Source organism: Actinokineospora bangkokensis, from assembly GCF_001940455.1.
Taxonomy (GTDB): domain Bacteria; phylum Actinomycetota; class Actinomycetes; order Mycobacteriales; family Pseudonocardiaceae; genus Actinokineospora; species Actinokineospora bangkokensis.
In genome coordinates this window covers 57,270-83,517 of record NZ_MKQR01000026.1, presented here as the reverse complement: position 1 = coordinate 83,517, position 26,248 = coordinate 57,270, and the positions used below count along the sequence as shown (strand labels likewise).

Below are 26,248 nucleotides of genomic sequence, written 5' to 3'. Positions count from 1 at the left end.
TTGTTTCAAGATTCAACCACAGGGGATCGGGGGCACCCCGCCCCCCGGCGCGCGCCTGGTGCGACGATGTGACCATGAAGGCACGTGTGCTGGTAGTGGACGACGACCCGGCCCTGGCCGAGATGCTGACCATCGTGCTGCGCGGCGAGGGGTTCGACACCGCGGTGGTGGGCGACGGCTCCCGGGCGCTGCCCGCGCTGCGCGAGCTCAAGCCCGACCTGGTGCTGCTCGACCTCATGCTGCCCGGGATGAACGGCATCGACGTCTGCAAGGCCATCCGCGGCGAGTCCGGCGTGCCGATCGTGATGCTCACCGCCAAGAGCGACACCGTCGACATCGTGCTCGGCCTGGAGTCCGGCGCCGACGACTACGTGGTCAAGCCGTTCAAGCCCAAGGAGCTGGTCGCGCGGGTGCGGGCCCGGCTGCGCCGCACCGAGAGCGAGCCCGCCGAGACGCTGGCCATCGGCGACCTCACCATCGACGTGCCCGGCCACGAGGTGACCCGCGACGGCCGGGCCATCCAGCTCACCCCGCTGGAGTTCGACCTGCTGGTCGCCCTGGCCCGCAAGCCCCGCCAGGTGTTCACCCGCGAGGTGCTGCTGGAGCAGGTCTGGGGCTACCGGCACGCCGCCGACACCCGCCTGGTCAACGTGCACGTGCAGCGGCTGCGCTCCAAGGTCGAGCGCGACCCGGAGCACCCGGAGGTCGTGCTCACCGTGCGCGGCGTCGGGTACAAGGCGGGCCCGCCGTGACCGGGGCGGGCCGGGTGCGCGCCGCCGCCACCCGGCTCGCCACCGCGGTCCGCCGCGCCGCGGCCGCGGGCAGGCGGCGCTCGGCCCGCTACTCCGAGCTGTGGCGGCGCTCGCTGCAGCTGCGGGTGGCCGTGAGCACCCTCGCCCTGGGGTCGGCGGTGGTGTTCGTGCTGGGCATCGTCCTGCAGAACCAGATCACCGGGCAGCTGCTGGGCACCAAGGAGTCGGCCGCGGTGCAGCAGACCAGGGCCGCGGTCGGCATCGCCGAGCGCGAGCTGGGCGGCATCAGCGGCGACTCCGAGGACATCCGCAACCGGCTCACCAGCGCCCGCAACCGGCTGATCAGCCTGTCGCCGGACAACACCGCGGGCGCCTTCGAGCCCGTCCTGGTCAACGACTCGGCGGGGATGCCGCCCGCCGAGGTCAGCTTCGCGGGCGACTACGCCGCGGTGCCCCGCTCGCTGCGCGAGTTCGTCCAGCGCGACACCCCGACCACGGTCACCCAGATCCACACCGTCGAGCGCTTCGGCGCCCCGGTCACCTACCTCATCGTCGGCACGCCGGTGCTGGTGCCCAACAGCGGCAGCCAGCGCCAGGTCGGCCTCCAGCTCTACATGCTCTACCCGCTCACCGCCGAGCAGAAGACGATCAGCACCGAGCAGAGCACGCTGGTCATCGGCGGCCTGGTGCTGCTCCTGCTGCTCGCGGGCATCACCAACCTCGTCACCCGCCAGGTCGTGCTGCCGGTGCGCCGCGCGGCCAGGGCCGCGGAGCGCTTCGCCGACGGCGAGCTCGACGAGCGCATGGTGGTCGCGGGCGAGGACGACGTGGCCCGCCTCGCCCAGTCCTACAACCAGATGGCCGAGAGCATCCAGCGCCAGATCCACCAGCTCGAGGAGTTCGGCACCCTCCAGCGCCGGTTCACCTCCGACGTCTCGCACGAGCTGCGCACCCCGCTGACCACCGTGCGGATGGCCGCCGACGTGCTGCACGCCTCCCGCGCCCAGTTCCCCGCCGGGCTGTCGCGCTCCACCGAGCTGCTGGTCGACGAGCTGGACCGGTTCGAGTCGCTGCTGGGCGACCTGCTGGAGATCTCCCGGCTGGACGCGGGCGTCGAGGAGCTGGTCGCCGAGCACGCCGACCTGCGGGCCATCGCCAAGCGCGCGGTCGACTCGGTGCGGGTGATCGCGCACAACGCCGGGTCGGAGCTGGTGCTGCACCTGCCCGAGCACGAGGTCACCGCCGAGGTGGAGTCGCGCCGGGTGGAGCGGATCATCCGCAACCTGCTGGCCAACGCCGTCGACCACGGCGAGGGCCGCCCGGTGGAGCTGCGGGTGGCCGCCGGGCCGGACGCGGTGGCGGTGACCGTCCGCGACCACGGCGTCGGCCTGCGCGCGGGGGAGGACGAGCTGGTGTTCAACCGGTTCTGGCGGGCCGACCCGTCGCGCAACCGGCACACCGGCGGCACCGGCCTGGGCCTGGCCATCAGCCTGGAGGACGCCCGGCTGCACGGCGGCGGCCTCGACGCCTGGGGCGAGCCGGGGCTGGGCTCCTGCTTCCGGCTCACCCTGCCCAGGGCCACCGGCGAGCCCTACACCGCAAGCCCGCTGCCGCTGCCGCCCGACGACGCCGCCCCGGCCGCGGAGGCCGAGGCGCGCCCCGACCCCGTGCCCGAGGAGGCGCACCGGTGAAAGCCACCGCCAAGGCCGTCGTGCTCGCACTCGTCGCGCTGTTCCTGGCGGGGTGCTCCAACATCCCGGAGAGCACCCTGCCCAAGGTCATCCGCGAGTCGCCGCAGAACCAGGCGCCGGTGGTGTCCGACCCGTCGCCGGGGCTCAACCCGTACGGGCTGGTCGGCGAGTTCGTCACCAAGACCGGCTACGCCGACGCCGCCCGCAGCTACCTGACCCCGGAGTTCGCCGACACCTGGGACGGCGGCGGCGAGACGATCATCGAGAACGAGCCGAAGACCACCCCGCCGTCGCTGCCCGAGGGCAACCAGGCCAACGAGCAGGTGGTCATCCTCTCCGGCAAGCAGGTCGGCAGGCTCGACGCCGGGCGCACCTTCTTCGCCCAGGTGCAGCCGGTGGAGATCCGGTTCAAGCTCACCCGCAACGCCGAGGGCCAGTGGCGCATCTCCGACGGCCCGCGCAACGCGGTGATCACCCGGGACGGCTTCACCAACTCCTACCGCCGCGTCGACCTCCAGTTCTTCGACCCCAACCAGCGGGTGCTGGTACCCGACCCGAGGTTCGTGCCCACCGAGCCGCGCGACGGCCTGGAGGGCCGGGTGGTGCAGCTGCTGCTCGACGGCCCGTCGGACAGCCTGCGCGGCGCGGTCCGCAGCCAGCTCGACGGCCTGGAGCTGCGCACGAACGTGGTGCCGGAGCCCGACGGCGCGATCCGGGTCAACTTCGGCCAGATGGACAAGTCCGCCGAGGACCGCAAGAAGGTCGCCCTGCAGGTGGTCACGACCCTCTACGAGGTCACCACCAGCACCATCCGCCTGGACAACCAGGACCGCCCCCTGGTGGCGGGCCAGCGCGACTGGAACCGCGGCGACTTCAACGCCTACGAGAACCTCACCACCCCGAAGCCCGACCTGCTGGGCCTGTCGGTGACCGCGGGCCGCGTCTACTCCCTGCGCGACGGCAAGCCCATCGACGGCCCCGCGGGCGCGGGCGCCTACGAGGTCCAGAGCGCCGCGCAGTCCATGGACGGCACCGCCCTGGCCGTCGTCCAGCGCACCCCCACCGGCCAGGTCCGCCTCCGCGTCGGCACCCCCGAGGCCCTGCCCGAGGTCCCCGGCACCGACTCCGGCACCCTCACCCGCCCCACCTGGCTGCTCAGCGCGGGCGACGACTCCCCGCCCAGCGAGGTCTGGACGGTCAAGGACGGCACCTTCGTCCTCCGCGTCGGCCGCACCCCCCAGAACACCTGGGAGGTCTTCTCCGTCGACGCCACCGAACTCCTCCGCGGCGGCGGCACCATCACCCAGCTCCGCCTCTCCCGCGACGGCGTCCGCGTCGCCGCCGTCGTCAACGGCGAGGTCCGCATCGGCACCGTCGTCCGCACCAACGACAGCGTCGCCATCCGCTCCCCCCTCACCCTCCAGGGCGGCACCGTCTCCAACGTCCTCGGCCTCGACTGGATCGACCGCGAGAACATCGTCGTCGCCACCGGCAACCCCGCCATGCCCGTCGCCTCCCTCCCCATCGACGGCTCCACCGTCACCCGCTACAACACCGCCAACCTCACCCTCCCGGTCAAGGCCATCGCCGCCTCCCCCAACCGCTCCACCCTCGTGGTCGACAGCCTCGGCCTCTGGATGACCCCCGAGGCCAGCAGCACCTGGCTCCCCCACGGCCACAACCAACCCCCCGGCTCCCTCCCCTTCTACCCCGGCTGACCCCTCCCCTCACAACGGGACCTGGCGGGTGTTCCCACCCGAAGAGGCCCACCCCCCCAACGAGCCCGGGGCACACCACCCAGCCGAGTTGTCCACAGCCCTTTCGCGGTGGTCGAGTTTCGTCGCCCCCCGCCGGTAACGTTGAAAACAGGGGTCCCCTTGCCCGGGCTACCCCCGCGCCAGCCTGGGTCAAAGTGGCAGGAGAAGGCACCAAGGCGACCACCCCCACAAGCCGAGCCCGGACAGCGGGCACTGCCCGGTTGGGTGGATCCGCTTGGTCGGGGGAGGCGATCATGTGCTACCCAACGGGACGGGCGGGCGTCTTTTCAGCCCGCCTTTTCCCCGCCCGCAGCACATGATCGCCGTAGGGGCCCCGACCAAGCGGATCCACCCAACCGGGCCCACAACGCAAATCCCCGCACCCCGGCGAAGCCAAGCGAATCCGCCCAACCGGGCCACCTCTCAAGCCCCCGGCGAAGCCGAGCGGACCCGCCCACAAGACCGAGCACCGCCTGTGGACAACTTTCCCCACGCCTCCCCGTTCCACGCCACCATCTCCCGCATGATCCTCACCTTCCTCGACCTCCTCCTCCCGCTCCGCTGCGCGGGCTGCCGCGCCCCCGGCACCGCCTGGTGCCCGCGCTGCGACCTCTCCTTCGGCACGCCCTTCCCCCTGCACCGCGCCGCCTTCACCCACCGCCACCCGCCCACCTACGCCACGGCCGCCCACACCGGACCGCCGCGCCGGGCGGTGATCGCGGCGAAGGAGCGCAACCGGCGGGACCTGCACCCCGTCCTGGCCCGCGCCCTCGCCAACGCCGTCCCCCGCATCCCCGACCTGCCACCCGCCCCCACGCTCGTCCCGGTCCCCTCCAGACCCGCCGCCGCGCGGCGGCGAGGGGGGCCGCACATGGCGCGCATCGCCGCGCTCGCGGCCCGGTCGCTGGGCCTCGACACGGCCCACCCGCTGCGCCTCACCCCGGGGGCGCGCGATTCAGTTGGGCTCACCCCGGCCGAGCGCGCGGACAACCTGGCGCGGCACCTCACCGCGGACGCCATCCCCGACGCGCCGGTGGTGCTGGTGGACGACGTCGTCACCACCGGGGCCACCGCCGCGGCGTGCGCGCGCGTGCTGGGCCGGTGCGTGGTGGCGGTGGTGGCGTGCACCGCCGCGGTCTGACCCGCGCGTCCCGCGATGCGGGACAGGGCGTGGGCCGATCGGGTGGTGCGGGGCGGGAACCACACCGGGGGCGCGGGCGTTGTCCGGGTATGCGCCTCACCGTCGAGCGCCGCCGCGGGGCACCCGGGGAGCCGGGTGTCCTGTCAGGACGCTTGTACACCGCCGACCGGCGGGCGACGATGGTCCGATCGGGTGACGAGAAGTCCACCCGATCGAACGTTTGGCGGCGCGTCTCGGGCGTTTGCCCGGCTTATCGGTTGCACGCAGTGAAACTCGCTCACGGACGGACGTCGCCTGCCCCGGGGGCTGTCGCGACCGCGCCTGCGGGGCTACCGTGCTTCCCCATCACCGTTGCCGGACAGCGGGAGGAGGCGATCAGGCCATGACCCTGGCGCCGGTGGCGCGCTGACCGGGCGGAGTTCGCCTCCGCGGTCGCGCCCTGTCCTGGGCTTGGAATCCAGACGATCCCGGCGCCGAGCAGTGTCGGCGGAACCAATCACTCGCGGCAGGCGAGGGAGGTCGTGTATGGACATCGTGGTTAAGGGCCGTAACGTCGAGGTGCCTGAGCACTACCGGGTGCACGTTGAGGAGAAGCTGTCCCGTCTGGAGCGCTACGACCGCAAGGTCATCCGCTTCGACGTGGAGCTGTTCCACGAACCCAACCGCAGGCAGGCCAAGAACTGCCAGCGGGTCGAGATCACCGCCAAGGGCCGCGGCCCGGTCGTGCGCGCCGAGGCGTGCGCCGGTGACTTCTACGGCGCGCTCGACCTCGCGGTGGGCAAGCTCGAGAACCGGTTGCGCAAGCTGCACGACCGCAGGCGCGTGCACCACGGCCGCCGCAGCCCCGCCTCGGTCGCCGAGGCCACCGCCGCGGCCGTCGCCGAGTTCGGCGGCGCCACGAGCAGGAGCACCGCCCTGCTCACCGCCCCCCAAGACCACGACACCGAGGTGCCCGCCCAGCCGAGCTGGGAGGACGTGCCGGACAACCTCCCCGGCAGCATCGTCCGCGAGAAGGAGCACCCCGCCAAGCCCATGACCGTCGACCAGGCCCTCTACGAGATGGAGCTGGTCGGGCACGACTTCTACCTGTTCGCCGACGTCGACTCCGGCCTGCCCAGCGTGGTCTACCGCCGCCGGGCCTTCGACTACGGCGTGATCCGGCTGGTCTGACCGCCCGCCGCGTGGCGCCCGCCCGGGTCCCCCGGGCGGGCGCCACGCGTCTGACCTGCGGGGAACCAGTCCGTACCGCCGACCGTTGACCTCCTGGTGGTGGCTGCCCGGGTACCCTGCTCCGCGCCGCCGACGTGCGTCGGTGCACACGGGGCGGCGGGTTGCCTACGATGGCCAAGAAGAGCGCCCCGCGACGGGTGCACGACTATCAGCTAGCGAGGTCGACTCCGATGGTGCTGTCCCGGATCCTGCGCGCGGGCGAGGGCAAGATGCTCAAGCGCCTGCGCAACATCGCAGACCACATCGACACGCTGGAGGACGAGCTCCTCGACCTGTCCGACGACGAGCTGCGCGCCAAGACCGCCGAGTTCAAGCGGCGCCACGCCGACGGTGAGGGCGAGTCCCTCGACGAGCTGCTGCCCGAGGCCTTCGCCGTGGTCCGCGAGGCCGCCAAGCGCGTGCTGGGCCAGCGCCACTTCAAGGTGCAGCTGATGGGCGGCGCCGCGCTGCACCTGGGCCAGGTCGCGGAGATGAAGACCGGTGAGGGCAAGACCCTGACCTGTGTCCTCCCCGCGTACCTCAACGCCCTCGCTGGCAAGGGCGTGCACGTGGTCACCACGAACGACTACCTCGCCCGCCGCGACTCCGAGTGGATGGGCCGGGTGCACCGCTTCCTCGGCCTGGAGGTCGGGGTGATCCTGTCGGAGATGAGCCCGGCCGAGCGCCGCGAGGCCTACAACTGCGACATCACCTACGGCACCAACAACGAGTTCGGGTTCGACTACCTGCGCGACAACATGGCCTGGAGCCTGGACGACATGGTCCAGCGCGGGCACTTCTTCGCCGTGGTCGACGAGGTCGACTCCATCCTCATCGACGAGGCCCGCACCCCGCTGATCATCTCCGGCCCCGCCGACCAGTCCTCGCGCTGGTACCAGGAGTTCGCCCGGCTGATGCCCATGATGAAGGGCATCGACACCACCACCATGGGCACCCAGGAGCGCACCAACCGCGCGGGTGAGATCGAGGCGAAGTACCACTACGAGATCGACGTCCGCAAGCGCACCGTCGCCGTCACGGACAAGGGCGTGCGGTTCGTCGAGGACCAGCTCGGCATCGACAACCTCTACGAGGCCGCCAACACCCCCCTGGTCGGCTACCTCAACAACGCGCTCAAGGCCAAGGAGCTCTACGCCAAGGACAAGGACTACATCGTCCGCGACGGCGAGGTCCTCATCGTCGACGAGTTCACCGGCCGCATCCTCGCCGGGCGCCGCTACAACGAGGGCATGCACCAGGCCATCGAGGCCAAGGAGGGGGTGGAGATCAAGGCCGAGAACCAGACCCTGGCCACCATCACCCTGCAGAACTACTTCCGCCTCTACGAGCGGCTGTGCGGCATGACCGGTACCGCCGAGACCGAGGCCGCGGAGTTCCACACCACCTACAAGCTCGGCGTGGTGCCCATCCCCACCAACCGCCCGATGGTCCGCGTCGACCAGGCGGACCTGATCTACAAGACCGAGCGGGCCAAGTTCGACGCCGTGGCCGAGGACATCGCCGAGCGGCACGAGAAGGGCCAGCCGGTGCTGGTCGGCACCACCAGCGTCGAGCGCTCGGAGTACCTGTCGAAGCTGCTGGTCAAGCTGGGCATCCCGCACAACGTGCTGAACGCGAAGTTCCACGAGAAGGAGTCCATGATCATCGCACAGGCCGGCCACCGGGGCGCGGTCACGGTGTCGACGAACATGGCCGGTCGCGGTACCGACATCGCCCTCGGCGGCAACCCCGAGCACCTGGCCGAGGAGGAGCTGCGGGCCAAGGGCCTGGACCCGGAGGAGACCCCGGAGGAGTGGCGCGCCGCGCTGCCCGAGGCGCTCGAGCGCGCCGAGGAGGCCGTGGCCGCGGAGAAGGACGAGGTCCGCTCGCTGGGCGGCCTGTACGTGCTGGGCACCGAGCGGCACGAGTCGCGCCGCATCGACAACCAGCTGCGCGGCCGCTCCGGCCGCCAGGGCGACCCGGGCGAGTCCCGGTTCTACCTGTCGCTGGGCGACGAGCTGATGCGCCGGTTCAACGCGGGCATGGTCGAGCGGGTCATGGACACCCTGCGGGTGCCCGAGGAGCAGCCGATCGAGGCCAAGATGGTCACCCGGGCGATCCGCAGCGCGCAGACCCAGGTCGAGCAGCAGAACTTCGAGATCCGCAAGAACGTCCTCAAGTACGACGAGGTCATGAACAAGCAGCGCAAGGTGATCTACGCCGAGCGCGAGCGGGTGCTGCGCGGCGAGGACCTGCGCGAGCAGATCGAGCACATGATCACCGACGTGGTCACCGCCTACGTCGACGGCGCCACCGCCGAGGGCTACGCCGAGGACTGGGACCACCAGAAGCTGTGGTCGGCGCTGAAGTCCCTGTACCCGGTGGGCGTCAAGTGGGAGGACCTGGTCGACCGGGCCGAGGACGAGGGCGGTGACCTCGACCGGGAGTTCCTGCTGGGCGCGCTGACCGACGACGCCCTGGCCGCCTACGCCAAGCGCGAGGCCGAGATCGACGAGAAGGTCGGCGAGGGCGCCATGCGCGAGCTGGAGCGGCGCGTGATGCTGTCGGTCCTCGACCGCAAGTGGCGCGAGCACCTCTACGAGATGGACTACCTCAAGGAGGGCATCGGCCTGCGCGCGATGGCCCAGCGCGACCCGCTGATCGAGTACCAGCGCGAGGGCTTCGAGATGTTCGCCGTCATGCTCGACGCCCTCAAGGAGGAGTCGGTCGGCTTCCTGTTCAACCTGCAGGTCGAGCCCGCCGAGCCGCAGCAGGTGCAGCTGGCCGCCACCCCGGCCGCCGTCCCCGCCGTCGGTCAGCCCCCGCAGCCGCCCCAGCCCTCCGCCGCCGACCTGGCCCGCCAGGCCGAGCTGCAGGAGCGCCAGGCCCGCTCGCAGGCCGCGCAGCAGCGCGCCGCCGCCGAGCGCGCCGAGGCCGCGACCGCCACCGAGAAGCTCCCCCCGGCGCTGCGCAGCAAGGGCCTCGACGGCCCCGCCACCCAGCGCCTGAACTTCTCCGGCCCGGCCGAGTCCGGCGGCGTGGAGTCCCGCAAGGAAGGCCCCGCCGACGACGCCTCCGGCGGCTCCGCCACCCGTCGCGAACGCCGCCAGGCCGCCCGCGACCAGGCCAAGAAGGGCCGCCGCGGCCCCCGCCGCTGACACCCGGCACGACCCAGGGGCGCGCCTTCCCACCCGGGGAAGGCGCGCCCCTGCGCATATCCCGCACCAGTCCCGCACCACCTGTCCCCGGCTCACGCCGCAGCGGCGCGGCGGAGGGCCGCGGCGGGGAGCAGGAGGCGGAAGGCCGTGCAGACCCAGCGGCCCGCCACCGCCTCCACCCGCCCGGCCAGTGCCACCGCGTGCCAGCCTGGGCGGCCCTGGGCGCGCACCCGCACCGTGCCGCAGAACTCCGCCGCCGGGGTGCCGTCGACCTGGTCGAGGGGGTGCAGGTGCAGGGACACGAGGCGGTGGCGCCAGGGGCCCGCTTCCCGCCAGCGGGTCAGCAGCGACTCGTAGACCCCCGCGGTCACCGCCGCCCGCAGCTGCCCCGGGTGGCGCTTGCCGTCGACCACCTCCACGGCCAGGGCGAGCAGGCGCCACACCGCGTCCCGGGCGGGGGTCGCCCCCTCGGCCGACAGGCCCGCGACCTCCTGCACCGGGCCGGGGGTCGGTGTGGACCACGCGTCCTCGACCTCGCCGTACTCGGGCAGCGTTTCCACCCACACCATCGCCGGACCTCCCCGTCGGACTGACACCGCCCGACAGAGCGCCCCCGAGCCGAGGAGTGGACACCCCTCACCCGAAAGAGGTATCTCACTGTCCTCTTAGGTCATTCGAAGCAGGTAGTCCACTGAGGACCCGGTGCTACCCGGCCGCCCCGCGCCGCACCAGCTCGAAGCAGAGGACGGCGGCCGCGCTGGCCACGTTCAGCGACTCCACGCCACCCGCCATCGGGATCGACACCCAGCGGCGGACGAACCGGCGCACGTCCTCGCCCACCCCGGCCGTCTCGCTGCCGAGCACGAAGGCGACCCGCTCGGGCAGCTCGACCTCGAACACCGAGCGGCGGGCGCCCGCGTCCATGGCGAACAGCTCGAACCCGGCCCCGCGCAGCTCCTCGGCGGCCTCGGCGGCGGTGCCGCAGCGCAGCACCGGCGCGGTGAACGCCACCCCGGCCGAGGCCTTCACCACCAGCGGGTCCAGCGAGGCCACCCCGCGCCGGGGCACCACGATCCCGCCGATGCCCGCGGCGGTGGCGGTGCGCAGGATCATGCCGACGTTCGCCGGGGTGGTGACCCCGTCGAGCAGCAGCACCGAGCGGGGCGCCGAGCGGGCCGCCAGCGCGTCGGCCAGCAGCCGCATCCGGGGGGCGACCACGTCGGCCAGCACGCCCTGGTCCTGCTTGCCGTTGCCCGCGAGCACCTTCACCCGGTGCGGGGTGGCGCGCTGCACCGGCACCCCGCGGTCGCGGGCCGCGTCCAGGATCTCCCGGGCCGCCGCGCCCCTGGCGTTGTCGGCGAGCACCACCTTGTCCACCGACAGGCGGGCGTCGGCCAGCGCCTCCAGCACGGGCTTGCGCCCGTAGACGGTGACGAAGCGGTCCTTGGGGGAGGGTTCCTGCGGCACGCCGTGCAGTCTGGCATGACACCGGCCACGCCCCCGGTCCGACCGGCGCCGGTGTGCCAGGATCGGGGGCATGCCGGACCGCCTCTCCGCGCTCGACGCGTCGTTCCTCTACCTGGAGGACCCCGTCACGCCGATGCACGTCGGCGGGGTGGCGGTCTTCCGCAGGCCGCGCTCGGGGTTCGGCTACCCGGAGCTGGTGTCGCTGGTCGAGCAGCGGCTGGCCCTGGTGCCGCGCTACCGGCAGCGGGTGGTCGGGGTGCCCGGCCACCTGGCCCGCCCGGTGTGGGTGGACGACCGCGGCTTCGACATCAACTACCACGTGCGCCGCTCCGCGCTGCCCCGCCCGGGCAGCGACGAGCAGCTGTTCGACCTGGTGGGGCGGCTGCTGGCGCGCCCGCTGGACCAGAGCAGGCCGCTGTGGGAGATGTACCTGGTGGAGGGGCTGGCTGGCGGGCACGTCGCCCTGGTCACCAAGACCCACCAGGCGCTGGTCGACGGCGTGCGCACGATCGACTTCGGCCAGGTCATCCTGGACGCGGCCCCGCACGCCCCGCAGGAGGCGGGGGAGGAGCCGTGGCTGCCGCGCCGCGAGCCCGGCGCCGCCCGGCTGCTGGTGGACGCGGTGGCCGACACCGTGCGCAGGCCGGCCGAGCTGGTGGAGAACGGCCGCGCCGCGCTGGCCGACGCGCTGGCCGCGACGCAGCGGGTGACCGGGGTGGTGGAGGCCCTGGTCTCGGCCATCGGCATCGCCGCCCGCCCGGCCCCGCCCGGCCCGCTCAACGCCACCGTCGGCCGGGCCAGGCTGTTCGCGGTGGCCCGCGCCCGGCTCTCGGACCTGCGCGACGTGCGCGCCCTGCACGGCGGCACCGTCAACGACGTGATCCTCACCGTCATCGCGGGCGCGCTGCGCTCGTGGCTGCTCTCCCGCGGCGAGCAGGTGACCTCGTCGACGGTGGTGCGCGCGCTGGTGCCGCTGGCGGTGCGCGACGAGGTGGCCGACGGCACCGTGCCGGGGATGCTGGGCAACCAGGTCACCCCGCAGCTGGTCGACCTGCCCGTCGGCGAGCCCAACCCGTTCGTCCGGCTGCACCACGTCAGCCACGAGCTGCGCGCGCACAACGACTCGGTGCGCTCGGTGGCGGCCTCGGCGCTGCTGCGCGTCGGCGGCTTCGCCCCGCCCACCCTGCACTCGCTGGGCGCCCGCGCGGCGGCGTCGTTCTCCCAGCGCATCTACAACCTGGTCATCACCAACGTCCCCGGCCCGCAGATCCCCCTCTACGCGGGGACCGCCAGGATGACCGAGATGTTCCCGGTGATGCCGCTCAACAAGCACCAGGCCCTGGCCATCGGCGTGACCTCGTACGACGGCGGTGTGTACTTCGGGCTCACCGGCGACCGCACCGCGATGTCCGACGTGGACCTGCTGGCCCGCATGCTGGAAGAGTCCGTCGAAGAACTCCTGACAACCGTGAGAGCGTGATCGAGTGAGGGTCTACCTACCGGCGACGGTGACGATGCTGCGCACCCTGAACACCGAAGGCGAGCTGTCCGCCCTCGGCGGGACGGCCTTCGCCCTCACCCCCGCCCTGCGCGAGTCCTACGCCACCGGCGGCGACGAGGAGCTGGAGTACGCCGCCATGCTCGACGCCGCCCGCGCCTCCCTGCGCCTGCTCAACGCCGAGGCCGACAAGGACCCGGACACCCTCATGCGCCGCGCGGTCGTCTCCGCCGACGTCGACGGCGCCGAGCTGCGCCCCGACCTGGACCACGCGGTCGTCAAGCTCTCCGGCCCCGTCCCCCTCAAGGCCGTCGCCGCCATCCACTTCGACACCGAGGACGCCGAACCCGCCGTCCGCGCCGCCGCCGCCGCCATCGACGCCGCCGACCTCGGCGACCCCGACGCCGAGTTCACCCTCGGCGACGCCGAAGACCACGAACTCGCCTGGTACGCCGTCCAGGAACTCCCCTTCCTCCTGGAACTCCTCTAGCCACTCAGCTCCACCCCACCCAGCTCCACCCCACCCTGCTCCACCCCACCCAGCCCCTCCCGCTTTTCCCCAGCGCACCCCCCTCGCAGCAGGCGGCCCGGCTACGCCCCTGCTCGATGGGGTGGTTGTGCTTGGTCGGGGGAGGCGATCATGTGCTACCCAACGGGACGGGCGGGCGTCTTTTCAGCCCGCCTTTTCCCCGCCCGCAGCGCATGATCGCCGTAGGGGCCCCGACCAAGCGCAACCACCGCATCGAGCCGCCCCCCAACGGCCGGAAATCGGGCGAAGCCCGATGCCCGCCCCAACCCCGAAGCCGCAGGCGAGGCACCCCCAGCACCCCCCTGTGGACAACACCCGGCCCGATCCCAGCGCCCGTGCCACCATGTTCGTCACCCGGCCACAAGCCCCCCAGACGACCACGGAGGCGACCCCGATGGACGCCATCACGTCCACCCCCACCCCCCGCAACGAGCCGATCGCCACCTACGCCCCCGGCTCCCCGGAGACCGCCTCCCTCCAGGCCCGCATCGCCGAGCTGGAGTCCGAGCGGGTCGAGCTGCCGATGACCATCGGCGGCCGCACCCGGATGGCCGCGGGCGAGCGGGTCGACGTGGTCCAGCCGCACGACCGCCACCACGTCCTGGGCACCACCGCCCAGGCCACGGCCGAGGACGTGGCCGACGCCGTCGCCGCGGCCAAGGCCGCCGCCCCGGCCTGGCGGGAGCTGCCGTTCGACGAGCGGGCCGCGGTGCTGCTGCGCGCCGCGGACCTGCTGGCGGGCCCGTGGCGCGACACCCTCAACGCGGCGACGATCCTGGGCCAGTCGAAGTCGGTGCAGCAAGCGGAGATCGACTCGGCTTGCGAGTTGATCGACTTCTGGCGCTACAACGTGTCCTTCGTCCGCACCCTGCTGGAGCAGCAGCCGGTGTCGTCGCCGGGGGTGTGGAACCGCACCGACCACCGCCCGCTGGACGGGTTCGTCGTGGCGGTGACCCCGTTCAACTTCACCGCCATCGCGGGCAACCTGCCCACCGCGCCTGCGCTGATGGGCAACACCGTGGTGTGGAAGCCGTCGCCGACGCAGATGCTCGCCGCGCACCACACGATGCGGCTGCTGGAGGCCGCGGGGCTGCCACCGGGGGTGGTGAACCTGGTGACCGGCGACGGCGCCGCGGTGTCGGAGGTGGCGCTGGCCGACCCGGACTTCGCCGGGCTGCACTTCACCGGGTCCACCAGGACGTTCAAGCACCTGTGGCGCACGGTGGCCGACAACCTCGACACCTACCGCGCCTACCCGCGGGTCGTGGGGGAGACCGGCGGCAAGGACTTCGTCGTCGCGCACGCCTCGGCCGACCCGGCTGCCCTGGTCAACGGGCTGGTGCGGGGCGCGTTCGAGTACCAGGGGCAGAAGTGCTCGGCGGCTTCGCGCGCCTACGTCGCCCGGTCGCTGTGGGAGGGCGGGGTGCGGGAGCGGCTGGTGGACGTCACCGCGTCGCTGTCCTACGGCGACGTCACCGACTTCCGCCACTTCGGCGGGGCCGTGATCGACGCCAGGGCCTTCGCCAAGCACCAGGGCGCGTTGGCCGCGGCGAAGGCCAACGCCTCCATCGAGGTGCTGGTGGGCGGCACCGCCGACGACTCGCGGGGCTGGTTCGTCCAGCCCACCGTGCTGCTGGGCAGCGACCCGCTGCAGGACCCGTTCACCACCGAGTACTTCGGCCCGATCCTGGCCGTGCACGTCTACGACGACGCCGACTACGCCGAGGTGCTGGAGCTGGTGGACTCGTCGTCGCCGTACGCGCTGACCGGGGCGGTGTTCGCCGACGACCGGGCGGCGGTGGTGCAGGCGCAGCGGGCGCTGCGGTTCGCCGCGGGCAACTTCTACGTCAACGACAAGCCCACCGGTGCCGTGGTGGGGCAGCAGCCGTTCGGCGGGGGCCGGGCGTCGGGGACGAACGACAAGGCGGGGTCGTTGCAGAACCTGGTGCGCTGGACCAGCCCGCGGTCGATCAAGGAGACGTTCGTGCCGCCCGCCGGGCACGAGTACCCGCACATGGGGTGACCGGCGGCCGCCGGAACGGCGCCGGACAGGGCGGAGGCCCCACAGGCTGGGTGCCTGCGGGGCCTCCGCTGGGTGCTGCGCTTCGGCGTGGAGCCTGTGGGGTGTCAGCCGCCCAGGGTGCCGACCTGCGAGGGGTCCGGCGCCTGGACGTCCACCGACTTGCCCCAGTCGGTGTAGTCGGCGGTGACCTTGACCTCGGACGTGCCCGCGGTCGCCTGGGCGGCGGCCGGGAGCGGGACGGTGGTCACCACGCGCAGGGGCAGGGCGTCGCCGTTGACCCAGACCTCCATCGGGAACTCCTTGATCCCCGCGTCCTGCATGGCCTTGCGGGTCTCGGCGTCGTAGCCGGACTCCTCGGTCAGCTTGGTCACGTCGACGGTGATCGAGTAGTGGGTGGCCTTCTCGCCGTTGAGCTCGGTCTCCTCCTTCGAGGTGATCTCACCGGCGTTGACGATCTTCTGCAGGGCCTCGCGCGGGTCGGAGCTCTTGAGCTGGTCCATGGTGCCCGCCAGCTGCTGGGACACCGGGTCGGTGCCGTCCTGGCTGAACTTGATCCACGGCTTGTCCGAGGGGACCAGGTTGGCGGGCAGCTTCATGTAGATGGTCTGGTCGACCAGGATCATCTCCACGGCGCCCGCGCCCGGGATCTCCATCGACATCTGCATCGCGGTGTTCTCGGCGGCGAAGTCGAAGTCGCCCTCACCGGTGAACGAGGTGGAGCCGATCGACGAGGACATCTTCACGTGCGCGCTCTTGGCCGAGGCCGACTTCTGCGCGACGGCGTCGGTGAGCGACTTGAGCGTGTCGAAGCCGGACGGCGCGGCGCTGGAGCTGGTGGACTGCCCGCCCACCGGCGCGGCGGAGCCGGACTGCGTGGAGTTGCACGCCGTCAGGGTCGCGGTGGCCAGCAGCGCTCCCGCCACCATCAGCTTGGTCTTGCGCATGGAACAACCCCTCAGCGAGTGTCTTCTCTGGTGTCACCGGTTCTGACGCACCCGGGGCCGCACCGTTCCGCCCCTGTGGTTAACGCTTCGGTAAAGCATCGCTCAGCGTTACCACCGGGCCCGCGCGGGCCTCAGTCCTCCAGGGGGCGCAGCACCCGTTCGAGCCACTCCGACACGGCCCAGGTCAGCGCCAGGGCCTCCCGCTTGAGCGAGTGGTCACCCGGCAGCGCGACGACCTCGCGGTGCCCGGCGGGCGCGGGCATCCCGAACGGGTCGGACTCGCCCTGCACCACCAGGGTCGGCACCGCGACCGCGTCCAGCTCCGGCAGCCTGCTCTTCTCCGGCTTGCCCGGCGGGTGCACCGGGAACGCCAGGCACAGCACCGCCACCGCCTCGCCCTCGGCCGAGGTGCGGCAGGCGACCCTGGCCCCGGACGAGCGGCCGCCGAACACCAGCGGCATCCCGGCGAACCGGGTCGCGGCCAGGTCCGCGGCCACCGCCAGCCACGCCGCGTCGAGCTGCTTGGCCGGGGCGGGCGCGCGCCGCCCGGCCACCCGGTAGGGCTGCTCCACCAGCGCCACGTGCACGCCCACCTCCACCGCGCCGCGGGTGGCTGCGACCAGGTCGGGGGCGCTGATCCCGCCGCCCGCGCCGTGCCCGAGCAGCAGCGCCGCGCGGCCCTCCGCCGCGCAGTGCAGCTCGACCCTGGCCGGGCCGTGCGGGGTGTCGACCTCGGCGGTGCTCACGCGCCGGGCAGCTCGGCGCCGTCGGGGTCCACCCGGCGCAGCAGGTCGGCGCCGTTGTTGCGCACGTTGTTCACCATCGACGACACCGGGCGCACCTCCAGCGCCCCCACCAGCTCCTCGGACGGCGGCGCGAGCAGGTCGGCGACGTCGGCGCGGTCGGGGTCGAGCCAGTCCGCCCACGCCGAGGGCGCCAGCAGCAGCGGCATCCGGTCGTGCACCTCGGCCAGCGGCCCCACCGCGGCGGTGGTGAGCACCGCGCAGGTGATGAGCACGCCCGCGTCCGGGTCGGCCTTGTCGTGCCAGGTCGTCCACAGCCCGGCCATGGCCAGGCTGCGCCCGTCCGGGTCGGTGGTGAAGAAGGCCTGCTTGTGCTTGCCGTCGCGGCGCCACTCGTACCAGCCGTCGGCGGGCAGGATGCAGCGGCGCTGGGCCAGCGGCTTCTTGAACGTCGGCTTCTGCGCCGCGCTCTCCGACCGGGCGTTGATCAGCTTGGCGCCGCCGGAGGCGTCCTTGGCCCACGCGGGCACCAGGCCCCACTTCATCACCCGCAGGGTGCGCTCGGTGGTGGAGGTGTCGGGGTTGCCCTCGTCGTCGCGCGGGTGGCGCTGCACGACGGTGACCACGTCCTTGGTCGGGGCGACGTTGTAGTCCGGCGCCCGCTCGGCGTCGCCGGTGGCGTCCGCCGCGTCGAACTCGGCCGCCAGGGCCGCGGGGTCCTTCGACGACGCGTACCTGCCGCACACGGTCGGTCCTCCTCCGCCTCGGGTGCACGCATGGTGGCACGCCGGACCACCGATGGTGGCACGAACGGCGGCGGGCAGCGAGCCGGTCACCCGCCCCCCGCCCCGGTGCGGGAGGATCGGGCCATGCCGCAGCCCTGGTCCGCGCCGCTCGCCGCCGCCCCCGTCCAGGGGACCACCACGGTCCCCGGGTCGAAGTCGATCACCAACCGGGCGCTGGTGCTGGCCGCGCTGAGCGGGCGCCCGACCACCACCACCGGCGCGCTGCGCAGCCGCGACGCGGACCTCATGGTGGCCGCGCTGCGGGCGCTGGGCGTGCCCGTGGAGGTCGAGGGCACCACCATCCGCACCGGCGCGCACGGCCCGCTCGCTGGCCCCGCCGCGGTGGACTGCGGGCTGGCGGGCACGGTGATGCGGTTCGTGCCGCCGATGGCGGTGCTGGCCGAGGGCCGGGTGGACTTCGACGGCGACCCGCGCGCCAGGGAGCGGCCGATGGGCACCGTGCTCGGCGCGCTGCGCGCCCTGGGCGCGGAGGTCACCGGCGACGCGCTGCCGTTCACCGTCGAGGGCCGCGGCGGGGTGCCCGGCGGCGCGGTGACGATCGACGCGTCGGCGTCCTCGCAGTTCGTCTCCGGCCTGCTGCTCTCCGGCGCCGCCTACGAGCGCGGGTTGACCGTGCGCCACGACGGCGCGCCGGTGCCGTCGATGCCGCACATCGACATGACCGTGGCCATGCTGCGCACCGCGGGCGTGGTGGTCGACGACTCCGAGCCGGACACCTGGCGGGTCGAGCCGGGCCCGATCGCCCCGGTGGACTGGGTGGTGGAGCCGGACCTGTCCAACGCCACCCCGTTCCTGGCCGCCGCGGCCGCCACCGGCGGGGAGGTCACCGTCACCGGCTGGCCCGCCGCCACCACCCAGCCCGGCGACCACTTCCGGGGCATCCTGGAGCTGATGGGCGCCGAGGTGGAGCTGACCGCGGGGGGGCTGACCGCGCGCGGCCCGGAGCGGCTGCGCGGGGTCGACGTCGACCTGCGCGAGGTGGGGGAGCTGACCCCGACGGTGGCGGCGCTGGCCGCCCTCGCGGACTCCCCGTCGCGCCTGCGCGGCATCGCCCACCTGCGCGGCCACGAGACCGACCGGCTCGCCGCCCTGGTGGCCGAGCTGACCGCCCTGGGCGGGCGCGCCGAGGAGACCGAGGACGGCCTGGTGATCCGCCCGGCGCCGCTGCGCGGCGGGCTCTGGCACGCCTACGCCGACCACCGGATGGCCACCGCGGGCGCCATCGTCGGCCTGGTCGTGCCGGGGGTGTCGGTGGACGACATCGGCACCACGGCCAAGACGATGCCGGACTTCCCGGCGATGTGGTCGGCGCTGCTCGGCGCGGGTGCCTGAGGTGCCCCGCCGCGGCGACTGGAGCAGGCTGGACGAGTCGGACGTGCGGGTCCGCCCCGGGAAGGGCTCCCGCCCCCGCAGCAAGCGCCGCCCCGAGCACGCCGACGCGGTCGGCGCGATGGTGGTGGGCAAGGACCGGGGCCGCTGGACCTGCGCGGTCGACGGCGACGCCGACCGGCTGGTGGTGGCCATGCGCGCCCGCGAGCTGGGCCGCACCCCGGTGGTCATCGGGGACACCGTGGAGCTGGTCGGCGACACCACCGGCGCCCCGGACACCCTGGCCAGGATCGTCCGCGTGGCCGAGCGCACCAGCGTCCTGCGCCGCACCGCCGACGACACCGACGCCTTCGAGCGCGTCGTGGTGGCCAACGCCCAGCGCCTGCTCATCGTCTGCGCCCTGGCCGACCCGCCCCCGCGCACCGGCTTCATCGACCGCTGCCTGGTCGCCGCCTACGCCGGTGGCCTCCAGCCCACCCTCTGCCTCACCAAGTCCGACCTCGCCGACCCCGCCGAGCTGCTGGCCCAGTACGCCGAGCTGGACCTCCCGGTCGTCATCACCCGCCGCGACCAGGAACCCGCCGAGCTGCGCGCCCTGATCACCGACGAGGTCTCGGCCATGGTCGGCCACTCCGGCGTCGGCAAGTCCACCCTGGTCAACCGCCTCGTCCCCGCCGCCGACCGCGCCACCGGCGCCGTCAGCGCCGTCGGCAAGGGCCGCCACACCTCCACCAGCGCCGTCGCCCTCCCCCTCCCCGACGGCGGCTGGATCGTCGACACCCCCGGCATCCGCAGCTTCGGCCTCGCCCACATCACCCCCACCGACATCGTCGCCGCCTTCGAGGAGTTCGTCGCCCTCGCGGAGGAGTGCCCCTCCGGCTGCGGCCACCTCGGCCCCCCCGCCGACCCCGGCTGCATGCTCGACGAGGCCGTCACCACCGGCCAGGCCACCCCCGGCCGCCTCACCTCCCTCCGCCGCCTCCTGTCCTCCAAAGCAGGCGTCGACGACTCCGCCCCCAAGCCCGACTAGCCCCGCGTTCCACGAACCCGTCCCCACCTCCCACCCCCTTTCCCAGCGCAACCCCCCAAGCAGCAGGCGCCCCGGCTACGCAGGTGCTCGATGGGGTGGTTGTGCTTGGTCGGGGGAGGCGATCATGTGCTACCCAACGGGACGGGCGGGCGTCTTTTCAGCCCGCCTTTTCCCCGCCCGCAGCACATGATCGCCGTAGGGGCCCCGACCAAGCGCAACCACCGCATCGAGCCCGCCCTCAACAACCGGAAATCGGGCGAAGCCCGATGCCCCTCACCCCCGAAGCCGCAGGCGAGCCACCCCCACACCCCCTCACACAGCGATAGCCGCAGCCACCCCCCGCGTCAGCGCCACCAAGTCCCCCGGCGCCAGCTCCACCTCCAACCCCCGCCGCCCCCCGGAGCAGAACACCGTCTCGAACCCCAGCGCCGAGGAGTCCACCACCGTCCGCAGCGCCTTCTTCTGCCCCAGCGGCGAGATCCCCCCGGCCACGTACCCCGAGCTGCGCTCGGCCGCGGCGACCTCCGCCATCCGCGCCTTCTTCCCGCCGACCGCGGCCGCCAGCGCCTTGAGGTCCAGCTGCCGCGACACCGGCACCACCCCCACCACCAGCGCGCCGTCCACGTCCGCGACGAGGGTCTTGAACACCCGCTCGGGCGCCACCCCCATCGCCTCGGCGGCTTCGAGCCCGTAGGACTCCGAGCGCGGGTCGTGGTCGTAGGTGTGCACGGTGTGCGCGACCTGGCGCTTGGCCAGCAGCGCCGTCGCCGGGGTTCCTCGTCCTGCCACGGCGGGGGACACTAGCGCGGAATGCCGCGCCGCCCCACCGCGTTGTGCGTGGCGTGCAGACGGAGATGGTGAGGCAGGGCGGGACGGCCGGGACGCGGCCGACCGCACGCCCGGGCGGCGGCAGGCGACCCGTCGGGCGCGTAGACTCGATGTCGCCGTATTCGCACCTGAGCACGGGTGCGAGAGCCGCCGAAGGGAGTCGGGTGCCCCGCACCGAGACCCAGCCCACCGCCGAGGAGCGGGTGGAGACGCCGCAGGAGCGCGCCGAGCGGTTCGAGCGCGACGCGATGCCGCTGCTGGACCAGCTCTACTCCGCCGCGCTGCGGATGACGCGCAACCCCGCGGACGCCGAGGACCTGGTCCAGGAGACCTACCTCAAGGCCTACGCGGCCTTCGAGTCGTTCTCCGCGGGCACCAACCTCAAGGCGTGGCTGTACCGCATCCTGACGAACACCTACATCAACGGGTACCGCAAGCGGCAGCGGCAGCCGCTCCAGTCGCCGACCGACGAGATCACCGACTGGCAGCTGGCCAAGGCCGAGAGCCACACCTCCTCCGGGCTGCGCTCGGCCGAGGTGGAGGCGCTCGACGCGCTGCCCGACGACGACGTCAAGCACGCCCTGCAGCAGCTGCCCGAGGAGTTCCGGCTGGCGGTGTACCTGGCCGACGTCGAGGGCTTCGCCTACAAGGAGATCGCGGAGATCATGGGCACCCCGATCGGCACCGTGATGTCGCGGTTGCACCGGGGCAGGCGCCAGCTGCGCGAGCTGCTGGCCGGGGTGGCGCGGGAGCGCGGGTTCGTGCGCTCCGGGGAGGTGAGCGGGAAGTGAGCTGCGGCGGCGACCACGAGACGGACTGCTCGCAGGTGCTGTCCGAGGTGTGGCTGTTCCTCGACAACGAGTGCGACAAGGGCAAGCGCGAGCTGCTGGCCCGCCACCTCGACGAGTGCTCCCCCTGCCTGGAGGAGTACGGCATCGACGAGCACCTCAAGGCCCTGCTGTCCCGCAAGTGCGGCGGCGACCAGGCCCCCGACGACTTCCGCGCCCGGTTGCGCGCGCGGATCCGGGAGACGGTCATCGAGCACGGCGGCAACGTCGGCATCACCCGCACGGTCGTGGTGGAGGCCGAGGTGGAGCCGGGCGACGGCAGCTGACCCCCTCAGCGGCGCCCCAGCGAACGCGGAAGGCCCCGGCGGGAGTGATCCCGTCCGGGGCCTTCTGGCGTCTGAGGCGACCGCTCAGGCGTTGGGGCGCTTCCCGTGGTTCGCGCCGCCCTTCTTGCGGTCGCGACGCTTGCGCGCGCGCTTCGACATGGCTGCCTCCTCGTCTCGGGGGTGGCGCGGACCTCACAACCTGCTCGCGGTCACGCACCGTTGACGTAGATTTTGCCATGGCCGCGTCCGGCTCCCCGGCGGGGAGGGGGCGCGGCGGGAATGCGCGCCCCGGCGGCGGGGGTCCGGGCGCGCGCCGGAGCCTGCGAACGGAGCCGCGTGTCCACGCTGTCTGACCTGCTGGCCGAGCACACCGGGCTGCCCGGGGGCGCGGTGGACCACCTCCAACTCGTGGTGGCCGAGTGGCAGCTGCTGTCCGACCTGTCCTTCGCCGACTTCCTGCTCTGGGTGCGGGTGACCGAGGGCCCGGACGCGGTGCCCGACGGGGAGGAGCGCTACATCTGCGTGGCGCAGGCGCGGCCGACCACGGCGCCCACCGCGCACACCGAGGACGTGGTGGGCAGCCACACCGACGCCGAGGAGAACCCGCAGCTGCGCCGGGCGGCGGCGGAGCGGCGCATCTGCCGCGAGGAGGACCCGCGCTGGTACCTGGGGGTGCCGGTGCGCCGCGAGGCCGTCCCGGTGGTCCACCGGGGTGAGGTCATCGGCATCCTGTCGCGGGAGACGAACCTGGCCGTCCCGCGCGTGCCCAGCGGCCTGGAGATCGCCTACCTGGGCATCGCGGGCGACCTGTGCCACATGGTCGCCGACGGCACCTTCCCGACCGCGGAGCCCTCCCCGGACGTGCACACCTCGCCGCGGGTGGGCGACGGGCTGATCCGCCTGGACACCGGCGGCTCGGTGGTCTTCGCCTCCCCGAACGCGCTGTCGGCCTACCACCGGATGGGCCACGCCGCGGACCTGGTGGGCGCCCGCCTGGCCCCGCTGACCCGCTCGCTCATCGCGGACCCGTTCGACGCCACGGAGGTGTCCCAGCGCATCGTCACGGCCCTGGAGGGCCAGCCCACGATGCGCATCGACGCCGAGTCGCGCCGGGGCGCCGCCGTGCTGTTCCGGGCGCTGCCGCTGCGCCCCGGCGGCAAGCCCGCGGGGGCGCTGGTGCTCTGCCGCGACGTCACCGAGGTGCGCCGCCGCGACCGCGCGCTGATGTCCAAGGACGCCACGATCCGCGAGATCCACCACCGGGTGAAGAACAACCTCCAGACCGTCGCCGCGCTGCTGCGGTTGCAGTCGCGGCGCACCAGCTCCCCGGAGGCCAAGGAGGCGCTGGCGGAGTCGGTGCGCCGGGTGGCCGCCATCGCCCTGGTGCACGAGACGCTGTCGACCTCGGTCGACGAGCGCGCCGACCTCGACGAGCTGATCGACAAGGTCATCCCGGTGCTGGGCGACGTCGCCGCGGCGGAGAGCCACGTCCAGGTCCGCAAGAGCGGGCAGTTCGGCGTCGTGGCCGCGGAGGTCGCGACCCCGCTGGTCATGGTGCTGACCGAGCTGGTCCAGAACGCCGTCGAGCACGCCTACCCGGCCGGGAACTCCGGGGAGGTCGTGGTGACCGCCACCCGCTCGGCCCGGTGGCTCGACGTGGTGGTGGCCGACGACGGCCGGGGGCTGCCGCGCGGGTTCTCCCTGGAGCGCGCGACGGGCCTGGGGTTGCAGATCGTGCGGACCCTGGTCGAGTCGGAGCTGCGGGGGAGCCTGTCGCTGGGCAAGCGCGACCGCAAGGGCACCGAGGCGGTGCTGCGGGTGCCGCTGTCGCACCGCCGCGGGTGAATCGGTCACTGGTGGTAATCGCAACACCGTCACCCGTGATCAGCCTGTGATCAACGGGTTCCCGGGCGCCGGAATCGCCTGGAAAAGCAAGAAGGCCGACCGCCGATTTCTCGACGGTCGACCTTCTTCGCGTTGTGGGTTTCCGCGTTCGTGTCAGCGGAAGCTCAGGCGTTGCTCCGTGCCCGGGTCCGGGCGTTGCGGCGCTTCAGCGCGCGACGCTCGTCCTCGCTCATCCCGCCCCACACGCCAGCGTCCTGGCCGCTTTCGAGCGCCCATGACAGGCAGTTGGAGGCGACGGGGCAGCGGTGGCAAACGGCCTTCGCCTCAGCGACCTGCAGGACCGCGGGGCCACTCGTCCCCACGGGGAAGAACAGCTCGGGGTCCTCGTCACGGCAGGCCGCGCGGTGGCGCCAGTCCATTTCTACGTGCTCCTCGCTCAAGGCGCGCTATGGCACGCCTCTAGTCGTCATCCGGTCGTCGGGGTGCTTGTGAATGCTTTCACGAACTCAGCGGATGTCAAGGGTTCTTCTGAGCCCGGTGAGTGAACTCACCCGAAAGATCCACGTCAGAGCCCTGACACGACGGTGGGCAACGATTTGATCACGGCCGTAACGCGACCGGCTGACCCACTGGTGGAGGCGTCTGACGTCTCGGGTGACGCAGTGCTTGTGAAGTTGTCCGCTGTCTGGGTTCTACCCCCGCGCGCCCTGGGCTAAACGGGTCGCCCCTGGGGCCGGGCGGCGACCGGCACGGCGACGGCCAGCGCGTCCGGCACCGCGGTGAACCGCACCAGCGCGCGCTCGCCCAGCAGGTCGCCGTCGCACTGCACGCGCACCGGCTCGGCCGCGCGCACCACCACCGCGGGCACGTCGTCGTGGCGCAGCAGGTGCCTGCCGCGCTGCTCGCCCCTGCCGCTCAGCGCCCGCCACCCCGCGTTGAGCACCGTGAACAGGCCCATCGAGTCCAGCGCGAACAGGCCGAGGCCGCCCTCGAACGAGCAGGTCGGGTTCAGGCGCAGCGGCCGCGCGTTGAGGTAGCTCCACGGGTCGGTGTTCGACACGAACGCCAGCCGCATCCCCCGCGCGGTGGGCAGCCCCGGCACCTCGACGACCAGGTCGGGGCGCTTGCGGCCCGGGCGCGCGTACCTGGCCAGGGCGGAGCGGGCGTAGAGGGCGGAGGTGGCGCGCTTGCCGCGCTTGCGGGCCACGGTGTCGACCACGTCGGCGTCCCAGCCGACCCCGGCGTTGAAGGTGAACCAGCGGGCGGGCTCGCCCCCGTCGGCCTCCACCCGGCCCAGCCCGACGCGCCTGCTGCTGCCCGTGGCCAGCGCCCGCAGCAGCTCGTGGGTGGCCTCGACGGGGTGGCGCGGCAGCCCCAGGGCGCGCGCGAAGACGTTCGCCGACCCGCCCGGCACCACGCCGAGCATCGGCGTCGCGGCACCGGGTCCCGCGGCCAGCAGGCCGTTGACGACCTCGTTGACCGTCCCGTCGCCGCCGTGGGCGACCACCAGGTCCGCGCCGTCGACCGCGGCCTGGGCGGCCGCCGCCTGCGCGTGGCCCCGGTAGTCGGTCTCGACCACGTCCAGCTTGACCGCGCTGGCCAGCGCGTGCGCCAGCACGTCGCGCCCGGCCGAGGTGGTTGCCGTGGCCTTGGGGTTCACGACGAGGACTGCGCGCATGGCCGCAGGGTAGGCCGGCGGGGTCGGGGCGCCGCGCGCCCACCCGCCGCCAGTCCGGGATCGCCCGAGCCGCCGCTCCCTCCGCCGCCGGTCCGCGGTTCGACGAGTGCACCCAGACGACCGTCTGCTCATCGCTCCGCGAGGTGTGACACCCAGATCATGCCCTGTCACCCGCGCCCGGCACGACCGGCCGTCCGAGTGGCATACGATCGGCGGTGCACACGGACGGTCATCGTCCCCCGGTGGCCCACCGCGTCGACACCTAGCGAGGGATTCCCGTGCCACTGACCGCCAACGCCCCGCGCACCGTCCTCGGCGCGGGCGCGCTGATCGCGCTGCAGGGCTTGGCCGCCCTGGTGTTCACCGTGGTCCTGCTGGTCGAGGGGCTCGGCGGCGGTGGCGCGCTGGGCACCCGCACGGTGCTCGGCGAGGTCGCGTACTTCGCGGTGTTCACCGGCGGGGTGGTGGCGTGCGCGAGCGGGCTGTTCCTGGGCCGGACGTGGGCGCGCGGGCCGTCGATCGTGCTGGAGGTGCTCGTCGCGGGCGCGGCCTGGTACGCCATCGGGCCCTCCGGGCGGCCCGAGATCGGCGTCCCCGTGGCGGTCGTCGCGGTGGCCGCGCTGGTGCTGCTGTTCCACCCGAGGACGACGCTGTGGGCGCACGGCGATGAGGGTTCCGACTGACCGGTCCGTCACGTCGGTGAAAA

At 73.4% G+C, this 26,248-nt stretch carries 23 protein-coding genes and 1 pseudogene; 15 read left to right on the top strand and 9 right to left on the bottom strand.

Translation table 11 applies throughout. The annotated features are described in order from the left end of the window. Positions 1-74 precede the first annotated feature (74 nt). From mtrA to secA, 6 genes and pseudogenes are all read left to right on the top strand, one after another. Positions 75-752 (top strand): MtrAB system response regulator MtrA, encoded by a 678-nt coding sequence (gene mtrA / locus BJP25_RS22995; protein WP_075977764.1) that lies wholly within the window; start codon positions 75-77, stop codon positions 750-752. Then, positions 749-2,443, top strand: coding sequence for an MtrAB system histidine kinase MtrB (mtrB, locus tag BJP25_RS22990; protein ID WP_075977091.1), 1,695 nt, complete (start codon positions 749-751; stop codon positions 2,441-2,443). Before mtrA ends, mtrB begins: the two co-directional genes overlap by 4 nt. Then, complete coding sequence (locus BJP25_RS22985) at positions 2,440-4,161, top strand: LpqB family beta-propeller domain-containing protein (protein WP_075977090.1); 1,722 nt, start codon at positions 2,440-2,442, stop codon at positions 4,159-4,161. Before mtrB ends, BJP25_RS22985 begins: the two co-directional genes overlap by 4 nt. A 514-nt stretch (positions 4,162-4,675) precedes the next feature. After that, complete coding sequence (locus BJP25_RS22980; RefSeq protein ID WP_233158222.1) at positions 4,676-5,341, top strand: ComF family protein; 666 nt, start codon at positions 4,676-4,678, stop codon at positions 5,339-5,341. 525 nt (positions 5,342-5,866) lie between these two features. Continuing rightward, complete coding sequence (hpf, locus tag BJP25_RS22975; RefSeq protein WP_075977089.1) at positions 5,867-6,511, top strand: ribosome hibernation-promoting factor, HPF/YfiA family; 645 nt, start codon at positions 5,867-5,869, stop codon at positions 6,509-6,511. Between the two features lie 230 nt (positions 6,512-6,741). After that, positions 6,742-9,393, top strand: a pseudogene (gene secA / locus BJP25_RS22970) (preprotein translocase subunit SecA); the annotation flags it as partial. 407 nt (positions 9,394-9,800) lie between these two features. Here secA and BJP25_RS22965 read toward each other — a convergent pair. Next, positions 9,801-10,277 (bottom strand): Rv3235 family protein, encoded by a 477-nt coding sequence (locus BJP25_RS22965; protein ID WP_075977087.1) that lies wholly within the window; start codon positions 10,275-10,277, stop codon positions 9,801-9,803. 136 nt (positions 10,278-10,413) lie between these two features. Continuing rightward, positions 10,414-11,175 carry a TrmH family RNA methyltransferase gene (locus BJP25_RS22960; RefSeq protein WP_075977086.1) on the bottom strand — a complete coding sequence of 254 codons (762 nt, stop codon included), beginning with the start codon at positions 11,173-11,175 and terminating at the stop codon, positions 10,414-10,416. 70 nt (positions 11,176-11,245) lie between these two features. Between BJP25_RS22960 and BJP25_RS22955 the strand changes: the two genes are divergently transcribed. The 3 genes from BJP25_RS22955 to pruA all read left to right on the top strand — a co-directional run bounded on the left by BJP25_RS22955 (position 11,246) and on the right by pruA (position 15,225). After that, entirely contained in the window at positions 11,246-12,655 is a 1,410-nt protein-coding gene (locus BJP25_RS22955) for a WS/DGAT/MGAT family O-acyltransferase (RefSeq protein WP_075977085.1), read from the top strand. A gap of 4 nt (positions 12,656-12,659) precedes the next feature. After that, complete coding sequence (locus tag BJP25_RS22950; protein WP_075977084.1) at positions 12,660-13,163, top strand: DUF6912 family protein; 504 nt, start codon at positions 12,660-12,662, stop codon at positions 13,161-13,163. A 433-nt stretch (positions 13,164-13,596) separates the two neighbouring features. Next, positions 13,597-15,225 carry an L-glutamate gamma-semialdehyde dehydrogenase gene (pruA, locus tag BJP25_RS22945; RefSeq protein ID WP_075977083.1) on the top strand — a complete coding sequence of 543 codons (1,629 nt, stop codon included), beginning with the start codon at positions 13,597-13,599 and terminating at the stop codon, positions 15,223-15,225. 104 nt (positions 15,226-15,329) lie between these two features. Here the strand turns inward: pruA and BJP25_RS22940 are convergent, their stop codons facing one another. The 3 genes from BJP25_RS22940 to BJP25_RS22930 form a co-directional block, all read right to left on the bottom strand. Continuing rightward, positions 15,330-16,169 (bottom strand): DUF6612 family protein, encoded by an 840-nt coding sequence (locus BJP25_RS22940; RefSeq protein ID WP_075977082.1) that lies wholly within the window; start codon positions 16,167-16,169, stop codon positions 15,330-15,332. Positions 16,170-16,300: 131 nt separating this feature from the next. After that, on the bottom strand, positions 16,301-16,915 hold the full coding sequence (locus BJP25_RS22935; RefSeq protein ID WP_075977081.1) for an alpha/beta hydrolase family protein: 615 nt from the start codon (positions 16,913-16,915) through the stop codon (positions 16,301-16,303). Then, positions 16,912-17,658, bottom strand: coding sequence for an SOS response-associated peptidase (locus BJP25_RS22930; RefSeq protein WP_075977080.1), 747 nt, complete (start codon positions 17,656-17,658; stop codon positions 16,912-16,914). The genes BJP25_RS22935 and BJP25_RS22930 overlap by 4 nt, the downstream gene beginning before the upstream one ends. Positions 17,659-17,781: 123 nt before the next feature. Between BJP25_RS22930 and aroA the strand changes: the two genes are divergently transcribed. Further along, positions 17,782-19,050: a 3-phosphoshikimate 1-carboxyvinyltransferase gene (gene aroA, locus BJP25_RS22925; RefSeq protein ID WP_075977079.1), complete on the top strand. Its 1,269-nt coding sequence runs from the start codon at positions 17,782-17,784 to the stop codon at positions 19,048-19,050. A gap of 1 nt (position 19,051) precedes the next feature. Continuing rightward, positions 19,052-20,077 carry a ribosome small subunit-dependent GTPase A gene (gene rsgA / locus BJP25_RS22920; protein WP_075977078.1) on the top strand — a complete coding sequence of 342 codons (1,026 nt, stop codon included), beginning with the start codon at positions 19,052-19,054 and terminating at the stop codon, positions 20,075-20,077. 312 nt (positions 20,078-20,389) lie between these two features. Here rsgA and ybaK read toward each other — a convergent pair whose 3' ends face one another. Continuing rightward, positions 20,390-20,866, bottom strand: a complete 477-nt coding sequence (gene ybaK, locus BJP25_RS22915; protein WP_075977762.1) for a Cys-tRNA(Pro) deacylase — start codon at positions 20,864-20,866, stop codon at positions 20,390-20,392. A 203-nt stretch (positions 20,867-21,069) separates the two neighbouring features. On the opposite strand from ybaK, the gene BJP25_RS22910 reads away from it, so the two are divergent. Both BJP25_RS22910 and rsrA read left to right on the top strand, forming a co-directional pair. Further along, positions 21,070-21,696 carry a sigma-70 family RNA polymerase sigma factor gene (locus BJP25_RS22910; protein WP_075977077.1) on the top strand — a complete coding sequence of 209 codons (627 nt, stop codon included), beginning with the start codon at positions 21,070-21,072 and terminating at the stop codon, positions 21,694-21,696. Then, positions 21,693-22,019 carry a mycothiol system anti-sigma-R factor gene (gene rsrA, locus BJP25_RS22905; RefSeq protein WP_075977076.1) on the top strand — a complete coding sequence of 109 codons (327 nt, stop codon included), beginning with the start codon at positions 21,693-21,695 and terminating at the stop codon, positions 22,017-22,019. The genes BJP25_RS22910 and rsrA overlap by 4 nt, the downstream gene beginning before the upstream one ends. A gap of 84 nt (positions 22,020-22,103) precedes the next feature. On the opposite strand, the gene BJP25_RS36585 is transcribed toward rsrA, so the two are convergent. After that, a complete protein-coding gene (locus tag BJP25_RS36585) occupies positions 22,104-22,178 on the bottom strand; it encodes a 50S ribosomal protein bL37 (protein WP_096498094.1) in 75 nt (24 codons plus the stop codon). A gap of 177 nt (positions 22,179-22,355) precedes the next feature. Between BJP25_RS36585 and BJP25_RS22900 the strand changes: the two genes are divergently transcribed. After that, positions 22,356-23,864: a sensor histidine kinase gene (locus BJP25_RS22900; RefSeq protein WP_075977075.1), complete on the top strand. Its 1,509-nt coding sequence runs from the start codon at positions 22,356-22,358 to the stop codon at positions 23,862-23,864. A 164-nt stretch (positions 23,865-24,028) separates the two neighbouring features. On the opposite strand, the gene BJP25_RS22895 is transcribed toward BJP25_RS22900, so the two are convergent. Together BJP25_RS22895 and BJP25_RS22890 are read right to left on the bottom strand one after the other, a co-directional pair. Continuing rightward, the gene (locus tag BJP25_RS22895) at positions 24,029-24,283 is read right to left on the bottom strand and encodes a WhiB family transcriptional regulator (RefSeq protein WP_075977074.1); all 255 of its coding nucleotides are present in this window, start codon (positions 24,281-24,283) and stop codon (positions 24,029-24,031) included. A 293-nt stretch (positions 24,284-24,576) separates the two neighbouring features. Next, on the bottom strand, positions 24,577-25,542 hold the full coding sequence (locus tag BJP25_RS22890) for a diacylglycerol/lipid kinase family protein (protein ID WP_075977073.1): 966 nt from the start codon (positions 25,540-25,542) through the stop codon (positions 24,577-24,579). 278 nt (positions 25,543-25,820) lie between these two features. Here BJP25_RS22890 and BJP25_RS22885 point away from each other — a divergent pair, with 278 nt between their 5' ends. After that, on the top strand, positions 25,821-26,225 hold the full coding sequence (locus tag BJP25_RS22885) for a hypothetical protein (RefSeq protein ID WP_075977072.1): 405 nt from the start codon (positions 25,821-25,823) through the stop codon (positions 26,223-26,225). Positions 26,226-26,248: the final 23 nt, after the last annotated feature.